Below are 24095 nucleotides of genomic sequence, written 5' to 3'. Positions count from 1 at the left end.
GGGCACAAGGCAAAATGGATAGAATCGTAGAATTAATCAAACAAGATCCAATCAGAGTTGAAGCTTTAAACTACGTTTCTCAACTTGGTCTACCTCAATGCTATATTGCAGCTGGTTTTGTTCGAAATCTCGTATGGGATTCGCTACATGGCTTTGAGGTTGCAGCCCCTTTGAACGATGTTGATGTAATCTATTTCGAATCTAATGAGCAAGACCCTAGTGCTTATTTAGCCTATGAATTTCAGCTCAAGCAGCAAATGCCACAAATTAACTGGCAAGTCCGCAATCAAGCAGTAATGCACGTTCGAAATGGTGACTTGCCATATTGTAGCTCATTGGATGCAATGAGCTACTGGCCAGAGCAAGAAACGGCTGTTGCTGTCAGACAAATCTCACCTGAAACCTATGAATGTATCTCAGCTTTTGGCTATGAATCACTGTTTGGTTTCTGTGTCACACGTAACCCGAGAAGATCACTAAATACGTTTTATAACCGTGTAAATTCAAAAGGGTGGCTAGTAAGGTGGTCATCTTTGAGAATTGTGCCCTAACAAAGCGTTTTGGTATTAGTAGGGGCAGGCACTTTAAGAAAAGTAAGCTGGTGGAGAAAGACCTGATTTAACTGCCAGACAAAAGCCCGTGCTGTATCGCTTGGCGAACAGATAAAGAAAATCCCGCGATTAACTGGATATTGGATTATCTGGGCGATGCAGAAACCGCATATCGTGAGTGGCTGGAATAAAAGTGGCAGCCGTAAGGCTGCCAAAATGGAGGGAATGTTATTCGCAATACGTGGAGATGGTCACGCTGCGGGTATTATTCTTTTTTGGAGAACAAGCGTTTTTCACTACCTGCAACATAGAAGACCTTAGAACGCGCAATTTCTTTCCCACAATTTCACTTAAATCCTGACTTGCTCGTAAGCCGTCACGATGTCGCTGACTTGCTCAGGTTTACCACGTTGAATTCGCTGGTAATGCGCCAAGGTGTTCGCCAAGTAGTTTTCACATGCTTTACGTTGAGCATCACTGTCTGACAGCCATAAACGAGAACCCGTGCGGGTGACGTCAGGCAACGTGTTACTGTCATCATGTGTTGTTACTAACAGCATTTCGTAAAAACGGCTGTTTTCCTCAACCAGCTTTTCTTCTTTGAGCTTGAATTGTCGTGCAATCAACAACTCGCGCAATGCATACTGGTGATGTACCGGGCAAAGCAGAAAATCCAAGGTTAAATCTGGGTTCTTGCCTTGTAGGGTAGAGAGCATATCCATCATCAAATCACCGCCAATACCCGCAATGATGACGAGATGTCGACCTGAATAGGTCGCCAAAGGCAGTTGCCCTGCATCCATACAAACGGCTTCCCAGCGATAGTTTTCTGGGAAATGCAGTTTGAGCCGGTTTGAGAGCGCATCGATCAGCGTTGGGACGACATCAACGAAGTGGATGTGCGCAGTGGGTTGCGAGTTGAGTAATGCGGCTCCGAGCAAACCGTGGTCACAGCAACAATCCCAAATATGGTCATAGGGTTCATTCACCATGTCATGCAATTGATTCAAACGTTTGCCGATTTTCAATATGTGCTCGCTAACTCTTGGTCGGAAAGCGCAGCATTCTACGGATATTGAAAATCGGGTCGAACGAATTAATTTCTCGACCCGGACAAAGAATTTTTATCTATGGCTGAACGAATGCTAACGTCTGGTAGCGGCTCCGAAGTTCACTTGCGGCTTGGGCAATCTCTGTCATTGGCATTCTGTCATACAAACAGTCAGCAATCAGTCGTGCGACTGTTGCCATGTCTTCAACGGTAAAGCCAGCGCGAACTATTTCTGGCGTGCCAAAGCGCAAACCGTTCATGTCGCCGTCTACGGGGGAGACAGGAAGACCGATACCGCAAGTGAGAATATTGGCTTGTCTGAGTTTCTTCGCCATGGTTTGACCGCCACCAAAACGTGCTGCTTCGATAGCAAATTGGTGAGAGAGCGAAGGCGTCTTACCCCCATCAGATGCCACCTCAAAAACGGGCAGCCCTTCATCTTTGCAGGCCATTGCCAATGCGTGATTCGTCGCAATCATCATCGTTGAATATGCCTCGCCATACTCGCGCCAATCAAGTAACGATACCGCCAGCGCGGCAGACTTTGCGGCGTCAAAGTTCGCCGTCAGACCAGGAAATGCAATCGCATCAATCTTTGCCATCAGTTCTGCGTCATTTGAGACGATCAATCCCCCGGGGGCCGCCTAGGCTTTTATAAGTGCTCATCGTCATTAGGTGTGCTCCTTGAGAGAGCGGGTTGGGCCAGCTTTTCCCTGCGATAATCCCGCATTGATGGGCCGCATCAAACAGAAGCTTTGCGCCAACTTCGTCAGCAATGGCTCTAAGTTCGCTAACCGGATGGGGAAGGAGGTTCAGACTACCACCAATGGTTATCAATGAAGGCTTCAGTGCCTTGGCTTGCTGGCGAACAGCGTCAATATCGACGGTATAGTGCTCTGCATCGACGGCCATTTCGACAATGTTCAAGCCAAACAGCCCTGCGGCACCTGCGTTATGATGGGTGACATGACCGCCAATCGACGCGGGTGGAACAAGGATTGTGTCGCCAGCTTTGCTGGTCGCCATAAAGGCATAAAGGTTTGCCATTGCGCCGGATGCAACGCGGATTTCTGCAAAACGGGCATTGAAAATCTCGCACGCCAAATCAGCGGCAATAAGCTCTATCTTCTCAATGGCCTCCAACCCCATTTCATATTTGTCGCCGGGATAACCCAATGACGGGCGGGAGCCGATGCCAGAAGCAAGCAAAGCTTCCGCTTTGGGGTTCATGATGTTGGTGGCAGGGTTGAGGTTAATACACGCCATTTCATGGATATGACGGTTCTCTTCTGCAAGCGCATAAATCTGGTTGACGAGTTCGCCTGCTGATTCCCCTTTGTATTCATTAAGGGTGTTTATCGCAAATTGGTTAAGTGCTGGATCAATCCATGGCTTTGCTTGGTAGGTCATTTGTCGGCTTCCTGATGCGTCTGATCTCAAACTCATCTCAACAAAATCGTTTGTCTCAAACAAATAGATTATTTTTTATCCAAGGCAAAAATTATTTTGGGCATAGAGCAATGAAATCGGTCAGATTTTCAAACCTACCGCCGCTTGATTCTCTGATTGCTTTTGAATCCGCGGCGGAGCACGAGAGCTTCGCAAGGGCAGGTGAGGAGCTATTCTTGACCGCTGCCGCGATTGCGTATCAGGTGAAAAAGCTTGAAGCGAACTTAGGTGTTGAATTGTTTTCGCGGCATGGAAAAGGCGTGTCATTGACGGCAAAAGGCCAAGAATTTTTATCGCTGATTCGTCAATCACTGGCTCACCTTGAGCGGGATGTGGAGCAGGTGCGAAGCGGGAGGCTAAAGCCTGTGAAATTGGCAACGCAACATGCGGTGGCTCAGCTTTGGCTTCATAAAAGGTTGGGCGATTATCATCATGCCTTTCCAAACCATGAGGTTGAAATTACGGCAGTTTCAACCATTTCGGGTCAGCCCAAAGAAACAGACTTGGCACTGGGTTATTTTCAGCATGATCCCGGTGGTTCTTGGCAAAAACTTTGGCCTGAATACCTGCTGCCGGTGAGCGAAAAAGGTTTTAATGATGCGTCGCCCACCTTTTATCAAGACATGAATTGGATGATGACTGGCGTTATTGGCGCGATAAGTTTCCCGAAATTGCCGTGAACACGCGCCGAGCCAGTCTCTATTCATTACTGCTGCAATCTGTGTTGGATAAGCAAGGTGTGATGGTCGGGCGAATGAGCTCATTGCGCCGTATTTAAAGTCAGGTGAACTTGTACCGTGGCCGGACAGCTCAGTGACACCAATTGAGAGTGGGGCTTATTACTTGTACAGCTCCCCAGCATGTCGCGAGCATTCAGTTGCCATGCATTTCTTTGATTGGCTCACTGCGTCTTGCAAAGAGCGATAGAACTCCTTTCTATGGTAAAAGTAAAAGGCACTTCAAGCGTGCCTTTTCAATCTTATTTGTTCGCTGACAAATCACGGTATGCGGCGGGAACGTTCAAGCCCGGATGTACCCAGCCATACAGTGCGTAGCCCTGAAACTCAGGGAGTTTGACACGTGCTACGGTTTCACCCAGTGATAGACCTTCATCTATCGCTTCTTGCACACCCGTTTTGACCGCTTCCAAGTAATCAATGTGCCATTGAATATCTTCAACCGTCATTGGCGAACCGTGGCCAGGGACAATCGTGGCATCTTCTGGCAAGAAGGCTTTCATCGCTTTCAGCGATGCCAAGGTTTCCAGCAGATGACCATCGAGTAGCCAAGGCAGTGATGGTTTTACCGTGATAATCGGGTTACCCGTCCACATGGTTTTAGATTCTGGTTCCCAAACAAACAAGTCACCACCTGTTTGTGCGAAACCAAAGTCGATAATCTCAACAGACTTACCACCAAGATCGACTTTAATATCGCCGCCTTTACCGACGAGAATGTCTGCATCGACAGGGACGATTTCTTCAATGCCTCGCCCTTGACCAAAGTTCTGCATCATAAACTGTGTGTCTTGTTCAAAGTGATGGTCGATATAGTCTTGCGTCACTTCGTGCTGAATGATCTTGGTGTCTTTTGGCAAGTACATGTTGCCGTAGGAGTGGTCACCGTGAAAGCTGGTGTTTACAGCGTAGATAATTGGCTTTTTCGCTTCTTTCGCGACCATGCCTGAACTTGTTGGTTCAGACGTTCATTCAACATGGTGTCGATGATTAGCACACCTTTGTCACCGACAACGAAACCGCCGCTGGTGGCAACTGGCAGACCTTTCTGTTCAAGCTGCTTGGCATCGCTTGGGTAGTAGGCGTAAACACCTTCCCCTAGCTTTTCGCTCACCAGTTGCACTTTGTTGGCATCCCAAACTGGGTCATTGGCAAGCACTGAAGCGGCACTGAAAGTGGCTGTGATCATTGAGAGAGCAATTATTGTCTTTTTCATAATGTGATCCTTGCTTTGTGTCTTTGTCCTTAAGCGACTCGGCCACTCTACAAATGCTAGGATGGAGAATAAACAGCACTCCGAGTAAATAACTGTTCTTGAAAAGTGAACAATGAGGAAGGCATGGATAAGCTAGCGAACATGGAAACCTTTGTGCGGGTTGTGGAGATTGGCAGTATCAGTGGGGCAGCAGATCGTATGAACATTGCCAAGTCTGCAGTAAGCCGCCGCTTAAAAGAGTTAGAGACGCACCTCAACGTACAGCTTTTTCACCGCACCACGCGCACCATGCATACCACCGATACGGGCGCGGAATACTACAAGCATTGCCTACGCATTTTGGAAGACTTGCGAGAAGCAGAAGAAGCGACGTCTCAGGCACATTGCGTGTTAAAAGGCCCTTTAAAGCTGGCTGTGCCCTCGACGTTCGGAGTTTTGCACATCGGTGATGCTATTAATGATTTCTTGCAAGAACACCCACAAATAGAATTTGAACTCGACTTCAACGATAGAAAAGTGGATTTAATCCAAGAAGGCTATGACATGGCGATTCGCATTGCGGAATTGCCAGACTCCACCCTGCTGGCCCGAAAAATCGCGTCTATCCGACATGTACTTTGCGCAAGTCCGGCATACCTTGCAGAACATGGTGAGCCAGAAAATCTTGATGATCTCATCAACCATCAAGCGTTGGTGTATAGCTTGAGTAAAGATGTCTCGCATTGGCGCATCGAGACGCCAAGCGGAAAACAGCAAAAAGTGAAAATCAATCCAGTTTTAAAAGCGAGCAGTGGCGAATTCTTGTTGTCTGCGGTAGAGAAAGGGATGGGCATCGCGCACTTGCCGACTTTCGTCGTTCACAAAGGCCTCAAAGAAGGGCGTTTGAAAACCATTTTGCCCGGCAATGCGTTTGGTGAGCTAAATGCTTATGCCATTTACCCGCAAACACGACACCTTTCTCGCCGGGTACGAACCTTGATCGATTTTCTCGCGGCAAGATTTGACGGTAAACCTTATTGGGATCAATAAGAACGCTACCGTTCAAGTTAGGCCTATTCAGAATGACGTTTACGTTTTGCGACTAGCGTAAATTTATAATCACTTGATTTAAAATAGTTTCGGCTATATTCAAAAACACTATCGTCATGAAGGTGACCGCGAGTGCGTTTCTCGATAATAGGCTGAGAAGGATCGATGCCGAGAAGATCTGCAATCTCTTTTGGCGGAAGGATTGGAATGATTTCCTGCTCGCTGCGGTCAATGACTAACCCTTTCTGCTGCTCGATAAACTCATATTTTGAGCCTTGCATCACTTGGTAAGTCAAGTCAGGGAACATGTCCGTTGGCAGCCAAGTTTCCTCTACGGTGATTGGGTTGTCATCAACAAAACGAACACGTTTGACATAGAAAATTTGGTCCCCTTCGTTGATTTGCAGATTTTCAGCCATTGTCAGCGAGGCGGGGCGGATTTCAAAGGCAAGGATTTCACTGCGGATACTGGAGTTTAAATGTGCCCACTTTTCAGCAAAACTGGTTTGCTGATAGATGTCATAATTGACCTTACTCTCTTTTACGTATGTCCCGCTGCCTTGCTTGCTCTCAAGCTCCCCATTTTCGACCAAAAGTTTAATTGCCTGACGCACTGTCACACGACTAACAGAGAACGCCTCTCTTAGCTGTGCTTCTGTAGGAAGCGCAGTTCCAACTCTGTACTCACCGGTGCCAATTTTGTTTCGAATCTCATCGGCAATCTTTCGATATAGGGGTAGCCTCGCCATTGTACTCTCTCTAATATCCCGCTCGGCTCGTCGTAAGAAATCCAAGTCATAGGGAAGGGTTATCTCTTTCGTATCATACAACTTAGAGATCTCAAGACAAGTTTGTATTCTAATTTAAATACAAATTAATACAACAATAATACAAATATTTCCTTTTATGATCCCGATCTCAGATAGTTTGTATTTAATAGGTATTATTCGCAGCGTTGTTGTTAGGACAGCAATGTATTGAACGATACCGTGAAAATGGGACACACGTTATGAACCTACCCGCTTTAACCCACCCATCGCTGATTAACCTTCAGACGACTTTCACCAGCCGTGAAGAAGCGATTTTTGCACTGGCGGAACAACTTGATCAACAAGGTAAGTTGTACGACAAACAACAATTTCTAGATGCTGTTTTTGCTCGCGAAGAGCAGGGGCCAACGGCACTTGGCGAAGGCCTTGCGGTACCTCACGGCAAAAGCGATGCGGTAAAAGAAGCATCGTTTGCTGTTGCTACATTGAAAGAAGACCTCAAGTGGAAGGGGTTGGACGAAGATGAAGACGTAAACCTGATCTTCTTAATTGCCATCCCCAATGCAGAAGCAGGTTCAACGCACATTCAATTGCTGACAGAACTTACCACTACGCTCGTTGATGATGATGTAAGGGAAGCTGTGCTAAAAGCAACGAATGCGGAAGAGTTGCTGTCATTGTTTTCTAAAGAAGAAGAAAAAGCACATCAAGAAGACATCATTGATACAAATTCTCCAACAATTGTATGTGTAACTGCGTGCCCAGCAGGTATCGCACACACCTACATGGCCGCCGAGTACTTAGAAAAAACCGGTAAAAAACTCGGCATTAATGTCCATGTGGAAAAGCAAGGCGCAAACGGTATTGAGGATCGCCTAACCGCGGACCAACTTAATCGTGCAACAGCCGTTGTATTTGCAGCCGAAGTCGCCATCAAAGAGCTTGAGCGTTTTGACGGCATTCCTCGCATTGAAGTACCTGTTGCAGAGCCAATTCGCCATTCAGAACGCATTTTAAAAGAGGCGATTGAAGCGGGTAAAAATGGATCTGGCGCGGAGCGTGCGATCGCATCTGATGCACCTAAGAAACATAACTCTTGGAAAACCGACGTCAAACAGGCACTACTGTCAGGTATTTCGTTTGCCGTACCGCTCATTGTGGCTGGTGGTACTGTGTTGGCGATTGCAGTTCTGCTGTCGCGTATCAGTCCTGAAATGCTTGCGCTTTACAACGAAGCAGGTAGCTGGCTGAACATGTACCGTAAGCTGGGTGGTGGCCTATTGGGCACGCTCATGGTGCCGGTATTGGCAGCCTATACCGCTTATTCGCTTGCGGATAAACCAGCACTCGGTCCGGGCTTTGCAGCAGGTCTTGCGGCGAACCTGATTGGTGCGGGTTTCCTTGGTGGTGTCGCGGGTGGTTTGCTTGCAGGCTACTTCATGCGCTGGGTAAAAGAAAACGTGCGTGTTAGCCAAGCTTTCAACGGTTTTCTCACGTTCTACCTCTATCCAGTGTTGGGTACTTTGGTAGTTGGCTCTCTGATGTTGTTTGTCGTGGGTAAGCCCGTTGCGTGGTTGAACCAAGGGCTGACAGATTTCCTCAATGGCTTGTCTGGTACTAACGCCATTATTCTCGGTGCAGTGATTGGTCTGTTTGTCTCTGCCGACTTGGGTGGCCCAATCAACAAAGCCGCGTATCTCTTCTGTGTGGGTGCGATGGCAAACGGTAACTTTGTGCCATATGCAATTTTTGCTTCTGTGAAAATGGTATCTGCATTCACCGTCACCTTTTCAACCATGCTTCGTCCTCGTCTGTTTAAAGACTTTGAAATTGAAACCGGTAAATCCACTTGGCTTCTCGGTCTGGCTGGTATTACGGAAGGTGCTATCCCAATGGCAATTGAAGACCCTGTTCGCGTGATTGGTTCGTTCCTAGTCGGCTCTGCAGTATGTGGTGCCATCGTGGGCGCAGCGGGCATCGGTCTGCAAGCACCGGGTGCTGGTATCGTTTCATTGTTCCTACTTGATTACACCCCAGAAATTGGCGCAGTAGGTGCGGGTGCAATCTGGCTAGGTGCGGCACTAATTGGTACAGCAATTTCGACTGCAATGCTTATCGCATGGCGTGCACACGCCGTAAAACGCGGTCAATTTGACGTTCAAGTTGCTACGTCAAACTAATGCTCAATAACCGTGGACGCAGCAGGACTGTGTCCACATTAGAGCTCGCGGAAAATCACTCCGCGAAAGCGTAAAAATTTTTTGGTCTTCCGACTTTTTTGTTTTCAAATTTCGCGCGTTATACGGATTAAGCAAATGCTCGCTAACGTATATCGCGCTATAGGTAATACAACTATGACTACATCTCGCGTTCATATTACTCCGCACATGCACTGGGACCGTGAATGGTATTTCACCACCGAAGAATCCCGTATCTTGCTCGTGAACAACATGGAAGAAATCATGACGCGTCTGGAGAACGATCCAGATTACAAATATTACGTGCTTGATGGCCAAACGGCGGTGTTGGAAGACTACTTCGCGATCAAACCTGAAAACAAAGAGCGTGTGCGTGCGTTGGTTCAAAATGGAAAACTGATTGTCGGGCCTTGGTACTCGCAAACCGACACCATGCAAGTCTCTGGTGAATCAATCGTGCGTAACATGCTGTACGGACTGCGTGACTGTCTCGCGCTTGGCGAACCAATGAAAATCGGCTATCTCCCAGACTCGTTTTCTATGAGCTCTCAACTGCCTGCCATCTACAACGGATTTGGTATCGATCGCGCGATGTTCTGGCGTGGTTGCTCGGAGCGTCATGGCACGGACAAAACCGAATTTTTGTGGCAATCAAACGACGGCAGTGAAGTGACTGCACAAGTGCTGCCACTAGGTTATGCGATTGGTAAATACCTGCCTCAAGATGAAGCTGGACTGCGTGCACGCTTGGATAAGTATTTCCCTGTGCTTGAAAAACCTTCGGTTACCAAAGACATCCTGCTGCCAAACGGTCACGACCAAATGCCTATCCAGCAAGATATTTTCGAGGTGATGGATAAGCTGCGCGACATATACCCTGACAAAGAATTTGTCATGAGCCGTTATGAAGAGGTTTTCGAGCGCATTGAAGCGATTCGCGACCAATTGGATACCGTCAAAGGCGAATTCAACGACGGTAAATACATGCGTGTTCACCGCACCATTTCGTCAACACGCATGGACATTAAACTGATCCACGCAGAAGTCGAAAACAAGATCGTCAACATTCTTGAGCCATTGGCTTCAATCGCTTGGAAACTGGGCTTTGAGTACCACCACGGTCTGATCGAGAAAATGTGGAAAGAGAGCATGAAAAACCATGCTCATGACTCGATTGGATGTTGTTGCTCGGATAAAGTCCACGCAGAAATCTTGAACCGCTACATTCTGGCTGATGACATGGCGACCAACCTGATCAACTTCTACAAACGTAAGATTGTCGATCACATGCCAGCCCGAGAAGGCTGCGATAAGCTCGCACTGTTCAACTTGTCACCGTATGCGCGCGGGGAAGTCGTGAACACCACGATCACTATTCGCGCAGAGCAGTTCAACATTTTTGATGAAAATGGTTCGCCAGTAGAGTACTTCATCCAAGATCAGCGCGTGATTGACCCAGGTAAGATTGACCGCCAAATCGTTCACTATGGTAACTATGACCCGTTTATCGAATATGACATTCAGATCAAACATACAGTACCAGCGATGGGCTTCACCACCTTCCACATCCAAGGTCATGAAAAAGGACTGCAAAAAGCCGTTGAGTCGAATGTTATCTCTAATGAAGACAATGTGCTGGAAAACGAGTTCTACCGTATCCACGTCAACGCGAACGGCACACTGAACATCTTCGACAAAGAGACAGAGCACCTTTATGAGCAAGCTCTGCGTATTGAAGATGGCTCAGATGATGGCGATGAATATGACTACTCACCGTCTCGCGAGGAGTGGCTGTTGTACTCGGATGAGTTCGAAGCCGATGTGAATGTGAAACACGAAGGTTTCCAATCGGTTGCTAACATCAAGTTGCGCATGAACTTGCCAGAGGATTTGCAGCAGCGTGAAGCGCGTTCGGGCCAGACTGGTTACCTTGATGTGAACTGCCAAGTGGTACTTAAGCAAGGCACACGCCGCATCGAAGTGCGCATGGAACTGGATAACCAAGCGGACGATCATCGTGTACGTGTTTTGGTTCCAACCCCATTTGTATCAGAGACTGTGGTTGCGGATAACCAATTTGGCTTGATTACTCGCCAAACCAACGACCCTGAAATGGAAAACTGGGAAGCGGAAGGCTGGAAAGAAGCACCTGTACCTGTTTATCAGCTCATGAACTTTGCGGCGGTAGAAAACCCGCAAGGTGGTATGGCACTAATGACAAATGGTCTGCGCGAGTTTGAAGTGATTTCAAGCAAAGGCAATGAAGAGCGTGACACCTTCGCACTGACACTGTTGCGTGGTATCGGCACCCTTGGCAAAGAAGAGTTGCTGCTGCGTCCTGGTCGTCCGTCAGGGATCAAGATCCCAACGCCAGACTCACAAGTTCGCGGCAAGATTGTGTGTGAATTTGCACTGTTTGGCTTCTCAGGTAACCATATCGAAGCAAATGTGATGGCCCATGCGCGTGACAACGTGACGCCAATTCAGTGTTACAACAAGATCCCTTACAACGCGATGAAGCTAAACGTTGGTGAGCAAAACCTACCACTGACTTACAGCCTATTAAATAAGTCGCTGGACGGAGTCGTGCTAAGCGTGCTGAAGAAAGCCGAAGATGATGGAGCATTGATCCTGCGTGTTTACAACCCGTCGGAGAGCGTAACGATCACTGATTCAGTTACTTTCAGCTCTGATGTGACATCATGGCAAGAGACTCAACTGGATGAAGCAGTAGTGCCCAGCGAGGTTCCTGCAGAATCATTCGGCACGTTAAAACCTTGCCAAGTTAAGTCTTTCAAAGTGACGTTCTAAACCATCAAAGGCTTGCTCTCTCCAAAGAGCAAGCCTTTCTCCTTGTTCTTCCTCTTGTGCCAATAGTATTGTTTCTCGGTACTCTCAAAGACTGATCGCTGAAAACTGCATTACCCGCAAACACGGCACCTTTCTCGCCGGGTACGAACCTTGATTGATTTTCTCGCAGCAAGATTTGACGGTAAACCTTATTGGGATCAATAAGATCGAGACTGTTCGATAATGCGTAATACTCATGCGTTTACCCAAACAACAAACAGGGAAAGGGAATGAACAGCCAAGACATGCTGGCACAGTTTGAGCAGGGGTTTCGTTCGGTGTTTAGCCTGACGGATGAAGAGTGGCAAGCGTTTGTCGATAAAGGTGCGCTGAAACACATTGCCAAAGGCGAATGCCTGTTTGAAGCGGGTGATGTCGCAGATAAAGTCCGATTTGTCTGTGCGGGCACTCTGTGTAACTTCTATCTCACGCCAGATGGTACCCGAAGAAACAAATCTTTCCTGCAACGTGCGGATGTCTCTGCATGCTTGTCTTCTTTCTCAAAAGGGTTGCCCGCAAGATTTAGCTGCGAGGTACTGACGGACGCTGTGTGTTTTGAAATCTCGGCGAAAGCACTAAAGGCACTTAGTGAGGGCACGCTGGGTTGGAAAAATGCGTTTCTTCAGATGGTGACTGCATTAGCATTGAAAAAGGAAGCAAGAGAAGCAGACTTGCTTTTGCATTCCCCAACCGAACTCTACGTTCAGTTTGTTGATACGCAGCCAGAACTTGCTGAGTCGCTGCCGAATTATCACATTGCGTCTTACCTCGGCATTACTGAAGTGTCACTTTCCCGTATTCGCGCGAAACTCGGTGTACAGAATCACTATCAACGAAATTAAATAAATGGGTGCTTTTAACCTTTGTTAAAGTGCTGACGAATTGACACAGATATCCTGACTTTCATTGGAATTACAGAGGAAGTCAGGATGGAACTTCGCAACAAAACCATTGTTCTCACTGGTGGAACGTCAGGTATTGGTCGCCAGTTGGTTGATCAACTCTCTCATGCTAATCAACTGATTGTTCTCGGGCGCGACTCGGAAAAACTCGATGCGTTAAAAGAACAATACCCGTCCGTTATAGCTTATCAGGTCGATCTCTCGAACACCAAAGAGGTTTATCGACTCGCGAGCTTGATAGGGAAACATCACCCTCAAATAGACGTGTTAATTAATAATGCGGCTGTGCAGTTTGCGCCTTATTTCAACGACAAACACTTCAACTTCAGCACTGTTCAGTACGAAATCGACACTAACCTCACTGCCGTGTGTGCCTTGATACACGGATTACTGCCTTCGTTAATGTCCGCTTCATCCTCGAAAATCATCAACGTGAATTCGGCGTTGAGTCTCGTGCCTAAAGCGTCTTCTGCGGTTTATTGCGCGACGAAAGGTGCGCTCAATATTTTGTCCCAAAGTTTGAGATACCAATTTGAAGGCTCTCCGATCAAGGTGCAGCAAGTGTTTATGCCTTTGGTGGAAACGCAAATGACGGCAGGGCGGGGCAGCAACAAGATATCGGCAACATTGGCGGCATCAAAAATGATTGAGGGCATTGAGCAAAAAGATAAGGACTTTGATATTGGCGCAACGCGTGTACTCAGAGTTCTGTTTGCTATCGCGCCTTTTGCTGCTCGCAAACTACTGAAAGGGTCATAGATGAAAACCAAGAAATCAGCGTGTGGATTGATGTTAATAGGAGCCATTGCGATGAGTACAAATGCCACAGAAAGCAAAGTCACCATTGCCGTTAAAGGAATTGATGTGTCTCGACCGGGCAAGGTGTTGGTGATGCTTTTCGCCGAAGAAGGATTTCCAAAGCAACACGATAAGGCACTGCGAATTATCAGCTTGAATACGACTAAAACAGAGCAAGTCGTCACCTTTGATGAAACGCCTCAAGTGTTTGCAGTCAAGGTACTGCATGACGAAGACGAAGATGGTCGCGTCACTAAGAATTGGACCGGAATTTGGCCAAAAGAAGGGTTGGGCTTTTCGAATGGCGCAAGAATTACTTTCAAAGCCCCAAGCTTTGCCAGTGCAAGACTTGATAGAAACAGCGTTGCTTCGCCAATTGTGATTACTGTTCGTTACCCGTAAGGAGGGGCTATGACATCGTTACTGAAATTAATGGGAATAATGGCTCTCTTTTTTGCCTCCACCTTCATTGTCGCAAATGCGATGGGCTGGTTGAGTCTTGACCAAATTGAGTCGTGGTTGGCTCAGGCACAATCGCTAAGTGCGTTCACCGTGGTGGTTGCGGTTGTTTTCCTTTTGTTTTTGGATCTTTTCATCGCGGTGCCGACACTGTCGATCATGATGCTAGGTGGCTACTTTGTCGGAGCTCAACTTGGTTGGCTCGCGGCGTTCTCTGGCACCTTGCTCGCAGGCGTGTGCGGTTATGCCTTGAGTGCACTGTATGGCGAGAAATTGGTGAATCTGGTGGTGAAAGATGACGCTAAACGCCAAGAACTTCGCGCGCAGTTTCGACGACATGGCATTCTAATGATCCTTCTCTCTCGCGCCATGCCGATTCTTCCTGAAGTGACGGCCTGCATGTCAGGCATCAGCCGCATGCGCTTTATTACCTTCTTGCTGGCGTGGTGTGCGGTGAATTTGCCCTATACCTTCATCGCCGCGTATGCAGGTTCCATCAGTACCCTAGAGAATCCGATGCCCGCAATTTTAACCGCCACCGCCTTAACCGCATTTTTCTGGATTGGTTGGGGGCTTTTGAAACACTTTTTGCTGAAAACACCCGTTAGTACGCAATAGCTCACTCAGCAGGAGAAAATGTCAGTTTCACAAATGAGACAGCTTCGAATTTCACGTTGTTTTCACATGTTCGTGACTATATTTCACATGTAGAACTCTCTCTAATCATTCGGGAAATTTGTGAACATTTGATGGGCATGTCTTTTGAAACTGAAATTTGTATTAGATAACAAGAAAAACATATTGGTTGCTGCGCTGGTTATACTGAGCTTTGTAGGTATAGGAAGCCTATTGCCAGAGGAGTTGACGCTTCAACGTTGGGTTGCAGCATTCTTCGCCGCAAACGCGCTGGTGGGGATGGCCTTGGCATTCATTCTGTCCACACGAATGGAGATCTTAGAGTCCATCTTTGGTGGGTTGGACCGAGTGTATAAAGCGCATCGATGGGCGGGAATGTGGTCTGTCTTTTCGATTTTCATGCACTGGTGGTTAGTCCCACAGTCCGACGTCGAACGAGAAGAAACGAGCTTAATTGAATTAGGCTCAGATACCGGTGAATGGGCAACTTGGCTGCTGCTGGTATTGGTTGTAGTGAGCTTCATGCGCATGTTGCCTTATCACCTCTGGAAATGGAGCCATCGTCTGATGGGGCTGGTGTTCTTCATTTCCGTATTCCACTACCTGTTTGCGGTAAGGCCTTTTCAGCTGTTGTCACCTGCGGGCATTGCAATGAATTTGACCGCAGTGATAGGCGTGTGGGCGTGGTATTACTATGCGTTTGGGAAAGACACCAGTAAGCACTACATCGCCAAAGTAGAAGCGGTGACGAAGCGTAACAACATAGTGAGTTTTAACACTAGAACGCTGCAAGGAAAGCCGCAATGGGAAGCCGGTCAGTTTGCGTTTATCTCTGTGTTGCACAACGACAAGATCATCAGCGAGCCGCATCCGTTTACCATTGCCAGCAGTGAACATGGTGGCAAGCCCGTCTTTGCGGTCGCCGCGTTGGGTGATTACACCAAAACACTATATGAGCACTTGGAAAACGGACAAATGATCCGGTTGGATATGCCATATGGCCGTTTTCGTCTAAATCGAAAAGAGAAAGAACAAGTTTGGATAGGCTCAGGGATTGGCATCACACCCTTTATTGCTTGGCTTCAGTCACTCAATAGTGAGCAGAAAGATGCACCGAAAGTGACGCTCTATTACCTCGTAAAAAATGCCGAAGCTGCCATCTTTGCAGCGGAGCTGGAGGAATTGACCGCCGGGTTGCCAACCGTCTCTCTGAACATTGTGTATTCGGAAGATGGCCGTTTGACGCCAGAGAAAATCGCGCAAGATGTATCAGGTAATATTGAGCAAGTTGCGCTCTATTTTTGTGGCAATCCTGAAGTGAGAAAAACGATGCAAGAAGGCTTGGAACAACTGGGGATGCCTAAAAACAACACACATTACGAGCTGTTTGATTTCCGTGGTGCGTTGTAACAGCCATCTCTTCAATCAGCAAAATGACCGACAAAGCCGCTTTTATAGCGGCTTTGTTTGCTATTTGCCGTTCAAATCAGCCCCAATATCTTCATAGCCAAGGAGCCGAAACAGACAGTGATGCTCGAAAACAAGGTGGTTAGCCCGATGATGTTAGCACTCAAGGTTGTATTGCCACCCGCAGCCTGCGTCATTGCATAACTTGCTGCCGCAACAGGTGCGGCGTTCATGAAGAATAAAATCCCTAACTCAATCCCTCTGAATCCATAGAGATAGCCAATCAAGGTAAAGGCAAAAGGCGCAACCATCAGTTTGTTAGAGGCAGCAAACCAGGTAGAAGCTTTTTCGTCTCTCATCATTCGAAAGTCCAAACTGCCACCTGTGCACAAGAGTGCAAGTGGAAGCGCGATCCGAGAGAGGTAATTGCCCGTGTCGACAACCACTGGCGGGAGGGTGATATTGAGCAGCGAAACGACAACGCCGAGCGTGATGGCGATAATGAGAGGGTTCTTCGCAAGATTCAGGAATATCACTTTTATCGATTGCAGCTTAGAGCCCGCCGCGCGCGGAGATAAGCAGATAACGGCTTGAATATTGAAAACTACCGTAATCACCGCGACGTAAATAGCCGCTAAGGCAAGCCCTTGGCTACCAAACGCCTTTTCGACATATGCAATGCCAATGATGGCTGTGTTAGCGCGAAAGCTACCTTGTATGAGAACGCCTTTGTCTGGGTTGTCTTTGAAAGCCAAGTTGGTTGAGAGAACGCAAAACACAAAGAAAGCGACCGTCATTACCACCGAGAAAGCCAGAAATTCCGTAGCCTGAGAGAAATTATGGTCAGCGGTGGCAATACTTAAAAACAGCATGGCTGGCAGGGCAACGTTGAACACCAGCCGAGAGGTGATATCGATAAAGTGGGTATCAATCCACTTAATTCTTTTGAAAATGAAACCCAGAGAAATGATGAAAAATATGGGCGCGACAAGAGAAAGGGAAAACGCCAATTGCTCCATCATGTTCGCCATTTTCTTTTTGTCTCGTCCAAAGAGTATTAACGTCAAACTTACGCTATTTGAGTGCGAATACTCAACCTACTTATTGTTAATGACTGGTTTGGCTGGAGGGCAAGCTAGATGGTCGCCAGTTGGACAAAGGAAAACACCCTAATCCTCAATACTTAGACCCAATGACCACCGCGAGGTTGATAGATTAAAAATACCAATAATCAAAAAAGACCTATCACCATGAAAGCATCACATCTTATCGCAACGGTTGCCTTATCCCTTTCCAGTTTCGCTGTAGCTGATCAATTGGACGATATCCTCGAAGCAGGCGTCATACGTGTCGGCACCACTGGCGACTACAAACCTTTTTCGTTTTATGACGGCGAAATCTATTCCGGGTATGACGTCGACGTTGCGCAGTATTTAGGGGAGCAGCTTGGGGTAAAGGTCGAGTTTGTGCCGACAACGTGGAAAGGCCTTTTGGACGGACTGAAAGAAGACAAATACGACATTGCGATGGGCGGGATAACCCGACGAATGCAGCGTCAACTTAACGCCGAACAGACTCAAGGTTACATGGTATTCGGGAAGTGTTTTCTCGTTGCCAAAGGAAACGCGGGTAAGTATGACACGCTTGAAAAAGTGAACACGCCATCTGTAAGAGTGGGCGTGAACATTGGGGGAACCAATGAGAAGTTCGCTGAAGCGAACTTACCAAACGCGACCTTCACCAAGTTTGAAAACAACCTTGATGTGCCTAAAGCAGTCGCGGCGGGTGATGTCGATGTGATGGTCACTGAAACGCCAGAAGGTTTTTTCTACGAAGTCACCGACGCCAAATTGGAAGCATCGCGCTGTGATGATCCATTCACGCGCAGCCAGTTTGGTTATCTCATCCCAAAAGGCGAGCAAGGTCTGCTCAATGCGGTGAATTTTGCGATTGATGAAATGAAGCTTAAAGGCATCGAGACTGAGCTGATGCAGAAAAACCAACTCGTTGCAGAACCGAAGTTTGAGGTTGTTCTTGTCGCGGCTGATGGAAACAAAGTTGCCCTCATTCAAGCGGTTAAAGACGCAACGGGTCTTAGCTTGATTGAATCGAAAACGGTTGTTGAGCAGCTTCCAAAAGTGCTCAAAGAAAACATGGCCAAAGGTGATGCAGAGAAGATGGCAGCAGCCTTGAAAGAGGCCGGTGCTACGATAGAAATAAAGCCGGTTCAATAGGGGAAAAGGGGAGCTGTAATGGCTCCCTTTTTGTGCCGTAGAATCCGGTCACTTTTGAAATGTGATTACTCGCGTGCGTTGGTTGGCGCGATTAACTGCGCTTCGCCAATACGGTGTTGAAGAATGTAGTATCCGGCGAGAGCAGGGGAGCCGTCAGCGGGAACACCTAAGCTTTCGACGTCCAGCGCGTAAACCGTAATTTGGTAGTTGTGTTTGGGCGCATCTGGCGGAGGACACGCGCCGCCATAACCAACAAACCCAAAGTCATTACGCTGCATTTGCGCTTTTTCAGGCATGTGTTCACCACCTTCTTTCCCTGCATTCAGTGCTAGCCCATTTACATTGGCTGGGATATTGATCATTACCCAGTGCCACCAACCACTGCCTGTCGGCGCATCGGGGTCATACATGGTCACGGCAAAACTCTTGGTGCCTTCAGGCGCATTTTTCCAAAGTAGTTCAGGGGACAAGTTATCGCCCTTACAGCCCCAGCCATTAAATATTTGCCCTTTGTTGAACGTTTCGCCTTCGGTGATTTGCGGGCTGGTTAGCGTCATGGCAAAGGAAATAGGAGTAAAGAACAGAACGGAAAGAAAGAGGGTTAGAGTTCTCATTGTGCTGTACCTGTGTCGAAGAGGTGCAGCAAGTATGGAACCTAAAGGTCTAAGCCAGTGTTTCCTCGTTAAGACATAAGAAAATGATCCGACAGAGACACACGCAATGGGAAAATAGTTAGCTATCTGAATTTATACTTACTGGGTGCAAAAGGGGATGTGACCTAGACTCTAGTATGATAATCAACGTGGGGTTTACTCGTGGGGTATTTTTCTTAGAAACACAGTGATAAAGGCATCTCAATCTTGTTGGTAGGTAGTGCCCCTTATTAATCTACTAGGTTCAAGGATATGAAATACGTATATATGTTTATCGGAACACTAGTGTTATCTAGTCCAAGTGCTGTAAATGGTTCGACCGCTGAGTTTTTTTCAAGATTGAATTTTGTAGGCTTAAAGCTGGCTCTTGCCGATGGTGTTTCAAATGGCGTTGCTCCAGCTATGTTTGTAAGTTGTATGAATAACGTACAAGATGACTTTTTGGTAGAAACATACTCATCGATACTAACTGAGAACTATAGTCATCAACAAGTTACATCCACAGATGAATTTCTATCCACCAAGCTGGGGGTGAAATACGCAAACACTCTGGTTAAGCTCTCCTACAAGTCGTTAGGCAAGAAAGCTCCAGAGAATTTACTTGTCCTTACTTCAGACGAGGTCGAAACATTAGAAGAAATTTGGAGTAAGGATGTAGACGCGATCTTAGGACCAGATTCTAAAATCTACTCACCAGCTCTTAGATTACTGGTTGGAAACCAGATAGATAGTATCTTACACCATTGCTATCGAGAAGAGCGACCGAACAAACCCCTCCAATAGATTCGTACTGCGTGCCACTTGCCCTAAACAATAAAAGCCCAGCTTAGAGCTGGGCTTTCTGTTTCAAAATGGCGCGTAGCTATCCGGCGTGGAAGCAGGAACAGTCCAGCGTGTCTTCGCATCAACCTGTTGGGTCATACCGCGAACAGGGATTTGCATGCGATCGCCATACAGCCACAACACGATATTGGTGCGCGAGCCACTGGTGATAGGTTGTGCAGCGTGTGGAACACTGCCTCGGTGAATCATCGCAATACCTGGCTCGAAGCTCAGTCGACGAACCTCGCGAGTGTATGGGTCAAGGTAATCAATCTCTGAGCCAGTAAACGTCTCGCCCGGCAGATTGAGGTTGATGTTCATGGTCGCTGCGGATGCATCAGTGTGCAGTCGCAAAGACGTGTCGACACCTGGTTGATATTGAATCGAAAACCCAAAGGTTTGCGAGTCGTAGCCCGTTACCTCGGGGAAAAGCAGGCGGGCGACAGGTCGCATGTACTTGTCCATCAATGATTGATAGAACGCTTGAAACGCCGGCGCTGCCAAATAGCCCTCTGAGCGCTTGTCCAACATGGCACCATGTCGGTTTAGTGCAATGCCATAAGGTGGACGCAATGGAATCTCTGCATTGGCGACGTTTTCCAGATAGCGTCGCAGTTCTGCCAAGCGTTCAGGGTCGAAAAACTGGCATTGGAAAACATCCGGTGCGACTTCTTCCCACAAGTCTTTTACGTTCAATTCTGTTGTCGGATCTTCCCATGCTTTGTTCACTGCATCACGAAGTTTGGCATTGAGTAAAGACTCATCAAGCTTGAACGCATTACCTTCTTCAGTGCTTTCCCATTCAGCCCATGCACTGGTGAGTAACTCACGGTTGTTGTCCCAAAACTGTTGTACCGCAGGAGTGCGCATCAACATTTCTTCTCGTGAAGGCAGGGCGAGGTTGCGTGCTTGATCTAAAGTGCTCAGCGATACACGGTCTTTGACGATTGCTGCATGACTCATCGTTCTTTCTCCCATTCTTATTGTCCGTTTTGCCTGAGTGACGGCGATGGGATAACCGTATTACACAGTTTGTTGATGATAAATGGGCTAAAAGAAAAGACAGTTTCAAGAATTTCTAAATAATGTTGTTTTAGTGGTCGTGAGTACGAATATCCACCGCCAAAGGCATCTTTCTCCATATTCTGCGCTTTCCGTTAGTACGATGCGTTGTAACCTTCAACGTCGCTTTCCTCAAAGCCCTTGAGGCGAGTTCTATAGAGCTCCATAACAAAGCCCATGCTTGGCATTCATACCCTACGACTAATGTCTAACTGTCTGAGACTATTTGTGTTTTTTCATTTGGTATAAGGTACTAGCAACTAAATCTCAAGGGTTCATAAAAATCAGTCATCGAATTCGTGTAGCAGAAAAAATATAGACAACTACTCGCTTAATCTTCGTTTAGTGAGTAATTAACACTGGCTAAAAAACACACCTTAGAGTGTGAACGAAAGGAATCAAAATGAGCAGTGCTTCAGAGTCCCTACACTTACGAACAGATAAGCCTCAAGCCAATGAAGGCGAACTCACCTATGAACAACAACATAAACCAAGATCGGAATTTGATACCCGGGAACAATATTTAGAGCACGAGCTGCAAATCATGGCACCTAAACGTTGGCGTCCCAATTTGCCGTTTAAAGATTATCGATTTGAGATAGAAGACACTATCCCTGCGATGGCAGGTACCATTGGTAAAGTGGTGATGGTGGGTGCCATTGCAGCAACGTTTGCCGGCGCGCTTGGGCTAGATGAAGGCTTTATTCTAGAAAATGTTCGGTATGAGTTACTCATAGCCTCTGTTTTCATTATTCTTTTCTCTGGGTTTTTATTGCCAACCGCCAACCTCGCAGGCACACACGGCCCACTCATCCCTTTAATTCCTATTGTCGTTGCAGCAGGTGGTCATCCCATGGCTTTTGGGGTGCTCATTGGTGCTTTTGGCTTGATCTTAGCCATCAGTAAAGGTGGCAGCATGTTGGCAAGCCTCACCAGTAAAGGCGTCTGTGGCGGTTTGTTGCTCTACCTTGGCTTTGTGGGAACCGTTTCTCAAGTGAAAAATCTGTTCGCTTGGGCTGATGGAATAGGGATGAGTCACATTGCTTTTGTCGTGATCCTTTGCACTATTATTTTGTATGCATTATTGGAGCATTTTCGTAAGCGCTGGCTAGCAGTGCCTCTTAGTTGTTTGCTCGGTGGTACGTTAGCGTTTGCGATGGGAGCCCCATTTTCATTTCAAACCGAGCCCGGTTTACCCAATATGAACCCTATGTATTGGTGGGGAGAAGACACAGGTTGGATGCTGGGTTTGCCTACGATTGAACATTTCATGGTGGTATTGCCGTTTGCCATTTTAGCCGTAGCTATGTGGTCGCCAGATTTTTTAGGGCATCAAGTGTTTCAAAAAATCAGCTATCCAGAACGTACAGAAAAAGTACATATGAACATTGACGACACCATGACCACAGCTTCAATTCGTCAGACGTTCGGCTCTCTGCTTGGTGGCACTAATTTTACTTCTTCGTGGGGTACTTATATCGTTCCGGCGGCTATCGCGAAACGTCCTATTCCAGCTGGTGCTTTGCTGACAGCACTGTTTTGTATCATAGCCGCTGTTTGGGGCTACCCAATGGATTTAGCCATATGGCAACCTGTACTTTGTGTTGCGCTCATTGTTGGGGTATTTGTCCCATTGCTGGAAGCGGGAATGGAAATGACGCGTGAAGGGAAAACCACACAATCGGCGGCGATTGTTGTGTTTTCTTCAACGCTCGTTAACCCTGCATTTGGCTGGTCTCTTACCATGCTGTTAGATAACTTAGGCTTAGTCGGTTGTAAAGAACGTAGCGGTGAGCTTAGTAAAATGAGCCGTTGGGTATTGCCTGGAATTATGTTTATTGTGCTAACCAGCGTAATGGCATTGGTTGGTCTACTGCCGGGGATTCCAGCGATTATCCCAAGCTTTCGTTAACCTTTGAATAAGTGCTTTTAAACCAGCAGCCAATACAGCCTAACAGTTGCGTAGTTAGGCTCATAATGTGAGTTTATGATTTGAAGGTGCTTCTTTTAACCTGATAGAAACGGTTTAGTTCATTAGGTCTAAACCGTTTCTGCCCCAAAGTGAGTTAGCGATTCGACCATCTGACTGCTCGAATCATCCCACAAGGTCTGAATTTTTTCTCATGCATTTCATCTGTATAAATACACAGTGAGATGAATATAGTAAAAATGAGCTGTTTTTTAGTACGGGACGCCCGTTTTCTCTCATTCAAGTTGCAACTATAAAACTCAACTCACTGATTTTAATCAGCTATATGGTAAGCTGGCACAACTGTACGCGGACTAATCGGGCGTCCCGAGTTTGTACTAAACGGGCAAGTCACCCGCTAATAAGTTGTTATATTAATTTGAGGAAGTTATGGCGTATGAATTAACGAATCTTCTAATGAAGTGTGAATTAGAAGACTTCTATTTTTTAGCTAAACAAACAGATAGTTATATTAATTTTTCGTCTGATGAAGAGCTAAATGGGTACATTAAACGGTTTGAAAGTGATCAGAGTAATCGGAACTCAAAAATAGCACTAAGTAAGTTCTTAGAGAAAGAAATTCGTTATGCTGGTAGTTCGGATGTTGCATTTGCTTTTAGAAAGTACTTCAAAAATGAAGATGTAGCAGGTGTTTCAATCTATGAAATCATAGATGATGTTAGCAAGGTTTTAAAAGTAAAACAAAAGTTTATCGGTAACGCAGAGTCTCAACTGGAGCGCTTAACCAAGGCAGTAGTTGAAAAAACTTTCCTTTCATTGAAAGAGGAAGAACAAAGAGAGCTTTTGGAAAAAGCAGGGGTTAACAAAACCGCGAGAGAAGAGTTTTTTAAAAAGTTCAAAGACAATAAAACGCGATTTCTACCTCTATTGCTATCTATCGTTGGTCCGGAAGTAACCGCTACTTTGATTCAAGGAATAGCAATTGCTGCTTTAGCTGCATTTATAGGTAAAGAAGCAGCCAAAAAACTGATTGAAGCTTTGGCAACAAAATTTCCTTGGTGGGCTCAATGGTTAGGTCCAATTGTGTGGGGGTTAAGTTTGAGCTGGACAGCGTATGATATACAAGGTGGTGCGAATAGAAAAACTATACCAATCTTAGTTTATTTGGGTATTGTGGGCTTGAGAGATGGTCCAGAAGACGGTGATGATTTCTGGGAAGATAATTAATATAACAAAGCATTTAAGAGTGATTCCCAACACTTGGCATTTTTCATTCCATCGTTGGGTTTCGTGTTTACGGTGGTATGGTTTAATTCCGTGGTAGTGTTGCTCACACCTTAA

At 46.6% G+C, this 24095-nt stretch carries 23 protein-coding genes and 1 pseudogene; 15 read left to right on the top strand and 9 right to left on the bottom strand.

The genetic code is table 11. The annotated features are described in order from the left end of the window. Nucleotides 1–14: 14 nt before the first annotated feature. Nucleotides 15–551 carry a nucleotidyltransferase family protein gene (locus tag ATN88_RS00155; RefSeq protein WP_083539375.1) on the top strand — a complete coding sequence of 179 codons (537 nt, stop codon included), beginning with the start codon at nucleotides 15–17 and terminating at the stop codon, nucleotides 549–551. Nucleotides 552–901: 350 nt separating this feature from the next. Here ATN88_RS00155 and ATN88_RS00150 read toward each other — a convergent pair whose 3' ends face one another. From ATN88_RS00150 to ATN88_RS28045, 3 genes are all read right to left on the bottom strand, one after another. After that, nucleotides 902–1579 (bottom strand): tRNA (adenine(22)-N(1))-methyltransferase, encoded by a 678-nt coding sequence (locus tag ATN88_RS00150; RefSeq protein ID WP_067409719.1) that lies wholly within the window; start codon nucleotides 1577–1579, stop codon nucleotides 902–904. 100 nt (nucleotides 1580–1679) lie between these two features. Beyond that, nucleotides 1680–2204: a PLP-dependent aminotransferase family protein gene (locus ATN88_RS28050; RefSeq protein ID WP_269748081.1), complete on the bottom strand. Its 525-nt coding sequence runs from the start codon at nucleotides 2202–2204 to the stop codon at nucleotides 1680–1682. A 10-nt stretch (nucleotides 2205–2214) separates the two neighbouring features. Then, nucleotides 2215–3012: a DegT/DnrJ/EryC1/StrS family aminotransferase gene (locus ATN88_RS28045; RefSeq protein ID WP_269748080.1), complete on the bottom strand. Its 798-nt coding sequence runs from the start codon at nucleotides 3010–3012 to the stop codon at nucleotides 2215–2217. Here ATN88_RS28045 and ATN88_RS00140 point away from each other — a divergent pair. Further along, complete coding sequence (locus ATN88_RS00140) at nucleotides 2991–3731, top strand: LysR family transcriptional regulator (protein ID WP_232312635.1); 741 nt, start codon at nucleotides 2991–2993, stop codon at nucleotides 3729–3731. The two genes, ATN88_RS28045 and ATN88_RS00140, sit on opposite strands and share 22 nt — an antisense overlap. Nucleotides 3732–4030: 299 nt before the next feature. Here ATN88_RS00140 and ATN88_RS00135 read toward each other — a convergent pair whose 3' ends face one another. Together ATN88_RS00135 and ATN88_RS26325 are read right to left on the bottom strand one after the other, a co-directional pair. After that, complete coding sequence (locus ATN88_RS00135; RefSeq protein ID WP_232312634.1) at nucleotides 4031–4732, bottom strand: MBL fold metallo-hydrolase; 702 nt, start codon at nucleotides 4730–4732, stop codon at nucleotides 4031–4033. Next, nucleotides 4690–5004 carry an MBL fold metallo-hydrolase gene (locus ATN88_RS26325; RefSeq protein ID WP_232312633.1) on the bottom strand — a complete coding sequence of 105 codons (315 nt, stop codon included), beginning with the start codon at nucleotides 5002–5004 and terminating at the stop codon, nucleotides 4690–4692. The genes ATN88_RS00135 and ATN88_RS26325 overlap by 43 nt, the downstream gene beginning before the upstream one ends. Nucleotides 5005–5127: 123 nt before the next feature. On the opposite strand from ATN88_RS26325, the gene ATN88_RS00130 reads away from it, so the two are divergent. Beyond that, nucleotides 5128–6033, top strand: a complete 906-nt coding sequence (locus ATN88_RS00130) for a LysR family transcriptional regulator (protein ID WP_067409715.1) — start codon at nucleotides 5128–5130, stop codon at nucleotides 6031–6033. Between the two features lie 23 nt (nucleotides 6034–6056). Here ATN88_RS00130 and ATN88_RS00125 read toward each other — a convergent pair whose 3' ends face one another. Further along, nucleotides 6057–6782 carry a GntR family transcriptional regulator gene (locus ATN88_RS00125; RefSeq protein ID WP_067409712.1) on the bottom strand — a complete coding sequence of 242 codons (726 nt, stop codon included), beginning with the start codon at nucleotides 6780–6782 and terminating at the stop codon, nucleotides 6057–6059. A gap of 260 nt (nucleotides 6783–7042) precedes the next feature. Here ATN88_RS00125 and mngA point away from each other — a divergent pair, with 260 nt between their 5' ends. From mngA to ATN88_RS00090, 7 genes are all read left to right on the top strand, one after another. Further along, nucleotides 7043–8983, top strand: coding sequence for a PTS 2-O-a-mannosyl-D-glycerate transporter subunit IIABC (gene mngA / locus ATN88_RS00120; RefSeq protein WP_067409710.1), 1941 nt, complete (start codon nucleotides 7043–7045; stop codon nucleotides 8981–8983). 174 nt (nucleotides 8984–9157) lie between these two features. After that, on the top strand, nucleotides 9158–11812 hold the full coding sequence (gene mngB / locus ATN88_RS00115) for a mannosylglycerate hydrolase (RefSeq protein WP_067409708.1): 2655 nt from the start codon (nucleotides 9158–9160) through the stop codon (nucleotides 11810–11812). A gap of 269 nt (nucleotides 11813–12081) precedes the next feature. Further along, nucleotides 12082–12693 carry a Crp/Fnr family transcriptional regulator gene (locus tag ATN88_RS00110; RefSeq protein WP_067409706.1) on the top strand — a complete coding sequence of 204 codons (612 nt, stop codon included), beginning with the start codon at nucleotides 12082–12084 and terminating at the stop codon, nucleotides 12691–12693. Nucleotides 12694–12780: 87 nt separating this feature from the next. Then, nucleotides 12781–13512: an SDR family oxidoreductase gene (locus ATN88_RS00105; RefSeq protein ID WP_067409704.1), complete on the top strand. Its 732-nt coding sequence runs from the start codon at nucleotides 12781–12783 to the stop codon at nucleotides 13510–13512. A gap of 51 nt (nucleotides 13513–13563) precedes the next feature. Next, nucleotides 13564–13953 (top strand): DUF2141 domain-containing protein, encoded by a 390-nt coding sequence (locus ATN88_RS00100; protein ID WP_083539374.1) that lies wholly within the window; start codon nucleotides 13564–13566, stop codon nucleotides 13951–13953. Nucleotides 13954–13962: 9 nt separating this feature from the next. After that, on the top strand, nucleotides 13963–14628 hold the full coding sequence (locus ATN88_RS00095; RefSeq protein ID WP_067409702.1) for a TVP38/TMEM64 family protein: 666 nt from the start codon (nucleotides 13963–13965) through the stop codon (nucleotides 14626–14628). 144 nt (nucleotides 14629–14772) lie between these two features. Beyond that, the gene (locus ATN88_RS00090) at nucleotides 14773–16056 is read left to right on the top strand and encodes a ferredoxin reductase family protein (protein ID WP_067409701.1); all 1284 of its coding nucleotides are present in this window, start codon (nucleotides 14773–14775) and stop codon (nucleotides 16054–16056) included. Between the two features lie 71 nt (nucleotides 16057–16127). Here the strand turns inward: ATN88_RS00090 and ATN88_RS00085 are convergent, their stop codons facing one another. Further along, nucleotides 16128–17084 (bottom strand): AEC family transporter, encoded by a 957-nt coding sequence (locus ATN88_RS00085; RefSeq protein WP_067409699.1) that lies wholly within the window; start codon nucleotides 17082–17084, stop codon nucleotides 16128–16130. A 219-nt stretch (nucleotides 17085–17303) separates the two neighbouring features. Between ATN88_RS00085 and ATN88_RS00080 the strand changes: the two are divergent. Beyond that, nucleotides 17304–18059 (top strand): annotated as a pseudogene (locus tag ATN88_RS00080) (transporter substrate-binding domain-containing protein); the annotation flags it as partial. Beyond that, nucleotides 18042–18287, top strand: coding sequence for a ribosomal protein L7/L12 (locus ATN88_RS26320; protein ID WP_232312636.1), 246 nt, complete (start codon nucleotides 18042–18044; stop codon nucleotides 18285–18287). The pseudogene ATN88_RS00080 and the gene ATN88_RS26320, both read left to right, overlap by 18 nt. Before the next feature lie 65 nt (nucleotides 18288–18352). On the opposite strand, the gene ATN88_RS00075 is transcribed toward ATN88_RS26320, so the two are convergent. Further along, complete coding sequence (locus tag ATN88_RS00075; RefSeq protein WP_067409694.1) at nucleotides 18353–18901, bottom strand: YbhB/YbcL family Raf kinase inhibitor-like protein; 549 nt, start codon at nucleotides 18899–18901, stop codon at nucleotides 18353–18355. A gap of 291 nt (nucleotides 18902–19192) precedes the next feature. Here ATN88_RS00075 and ATN88_RS00070 point away from each other — a divergent pair, with 291 nt between their 5' ends. Continuing rightward, nucleotides 19193–19723 (top strand): hypothetical protein, encoded by a 531-nt coding sequence (locus tag ATN88_RS00070; protein ID WP_067409692.1) that lies wholly within the window; start codon nucleotides 19193–19195, stop codon nucleotides 19721–19723. Nucleotides 19724–19786: 63 nt separating this feature from the next. On the opposite strand, the gene ATN88_RS00065 is transcribed toward ATN88_RS00070, so the two are convergent. Then, on the bottom strand, nucleotides 19787–20725 hold the full coding sequence (locus ATN88_RS00065; protein WP_067409689.1) for a 2OG-Fe(II) oxygenase family protein: 939 nt from the start codon (nucleotides 20723–20725) through the stop codon (nucleotides 19787–19789). Nucleotides 20726–21227: 502 nt separating this feature from the next. Here ATN88_RS00065 and ATN88_RS00060 point away from each other — a divergent pair. Next, a complete protein-coding gene (locus tag ATN88_RS00060; protein ID WP_067409687.1) occupies nucleotides 21228–22736 on the top strand; it encodes a DUF3360 domain-containing protein in 1509 nt (502 codons plus the stop codon). A 447-nt stretch (nucleotides 22737–23183) separates the two neighbouring features. Further along, entirely contained in the window at nucleotides 23184–23981 is a 798-nt protein-coding gene (locus ATN88_RS00055) for a hypothetical protein (protein WP_067409685.1), read from the top strand. Nucleotides 23982–24095: the final 114 nt, after the last annotated feature.

Source organism: Enterovibrio coralii, from assembly GCF_001559595.1.
GTDB lineage: Bacteria > Pseudomonadota > Gammaproteobacteria > Enterobacterales > Vibrionaceae > Enterovibrio > Enterovibrio coralii.
This window is presented reverse-complemented; position numbering and strand designations above follow the sequence as displayed.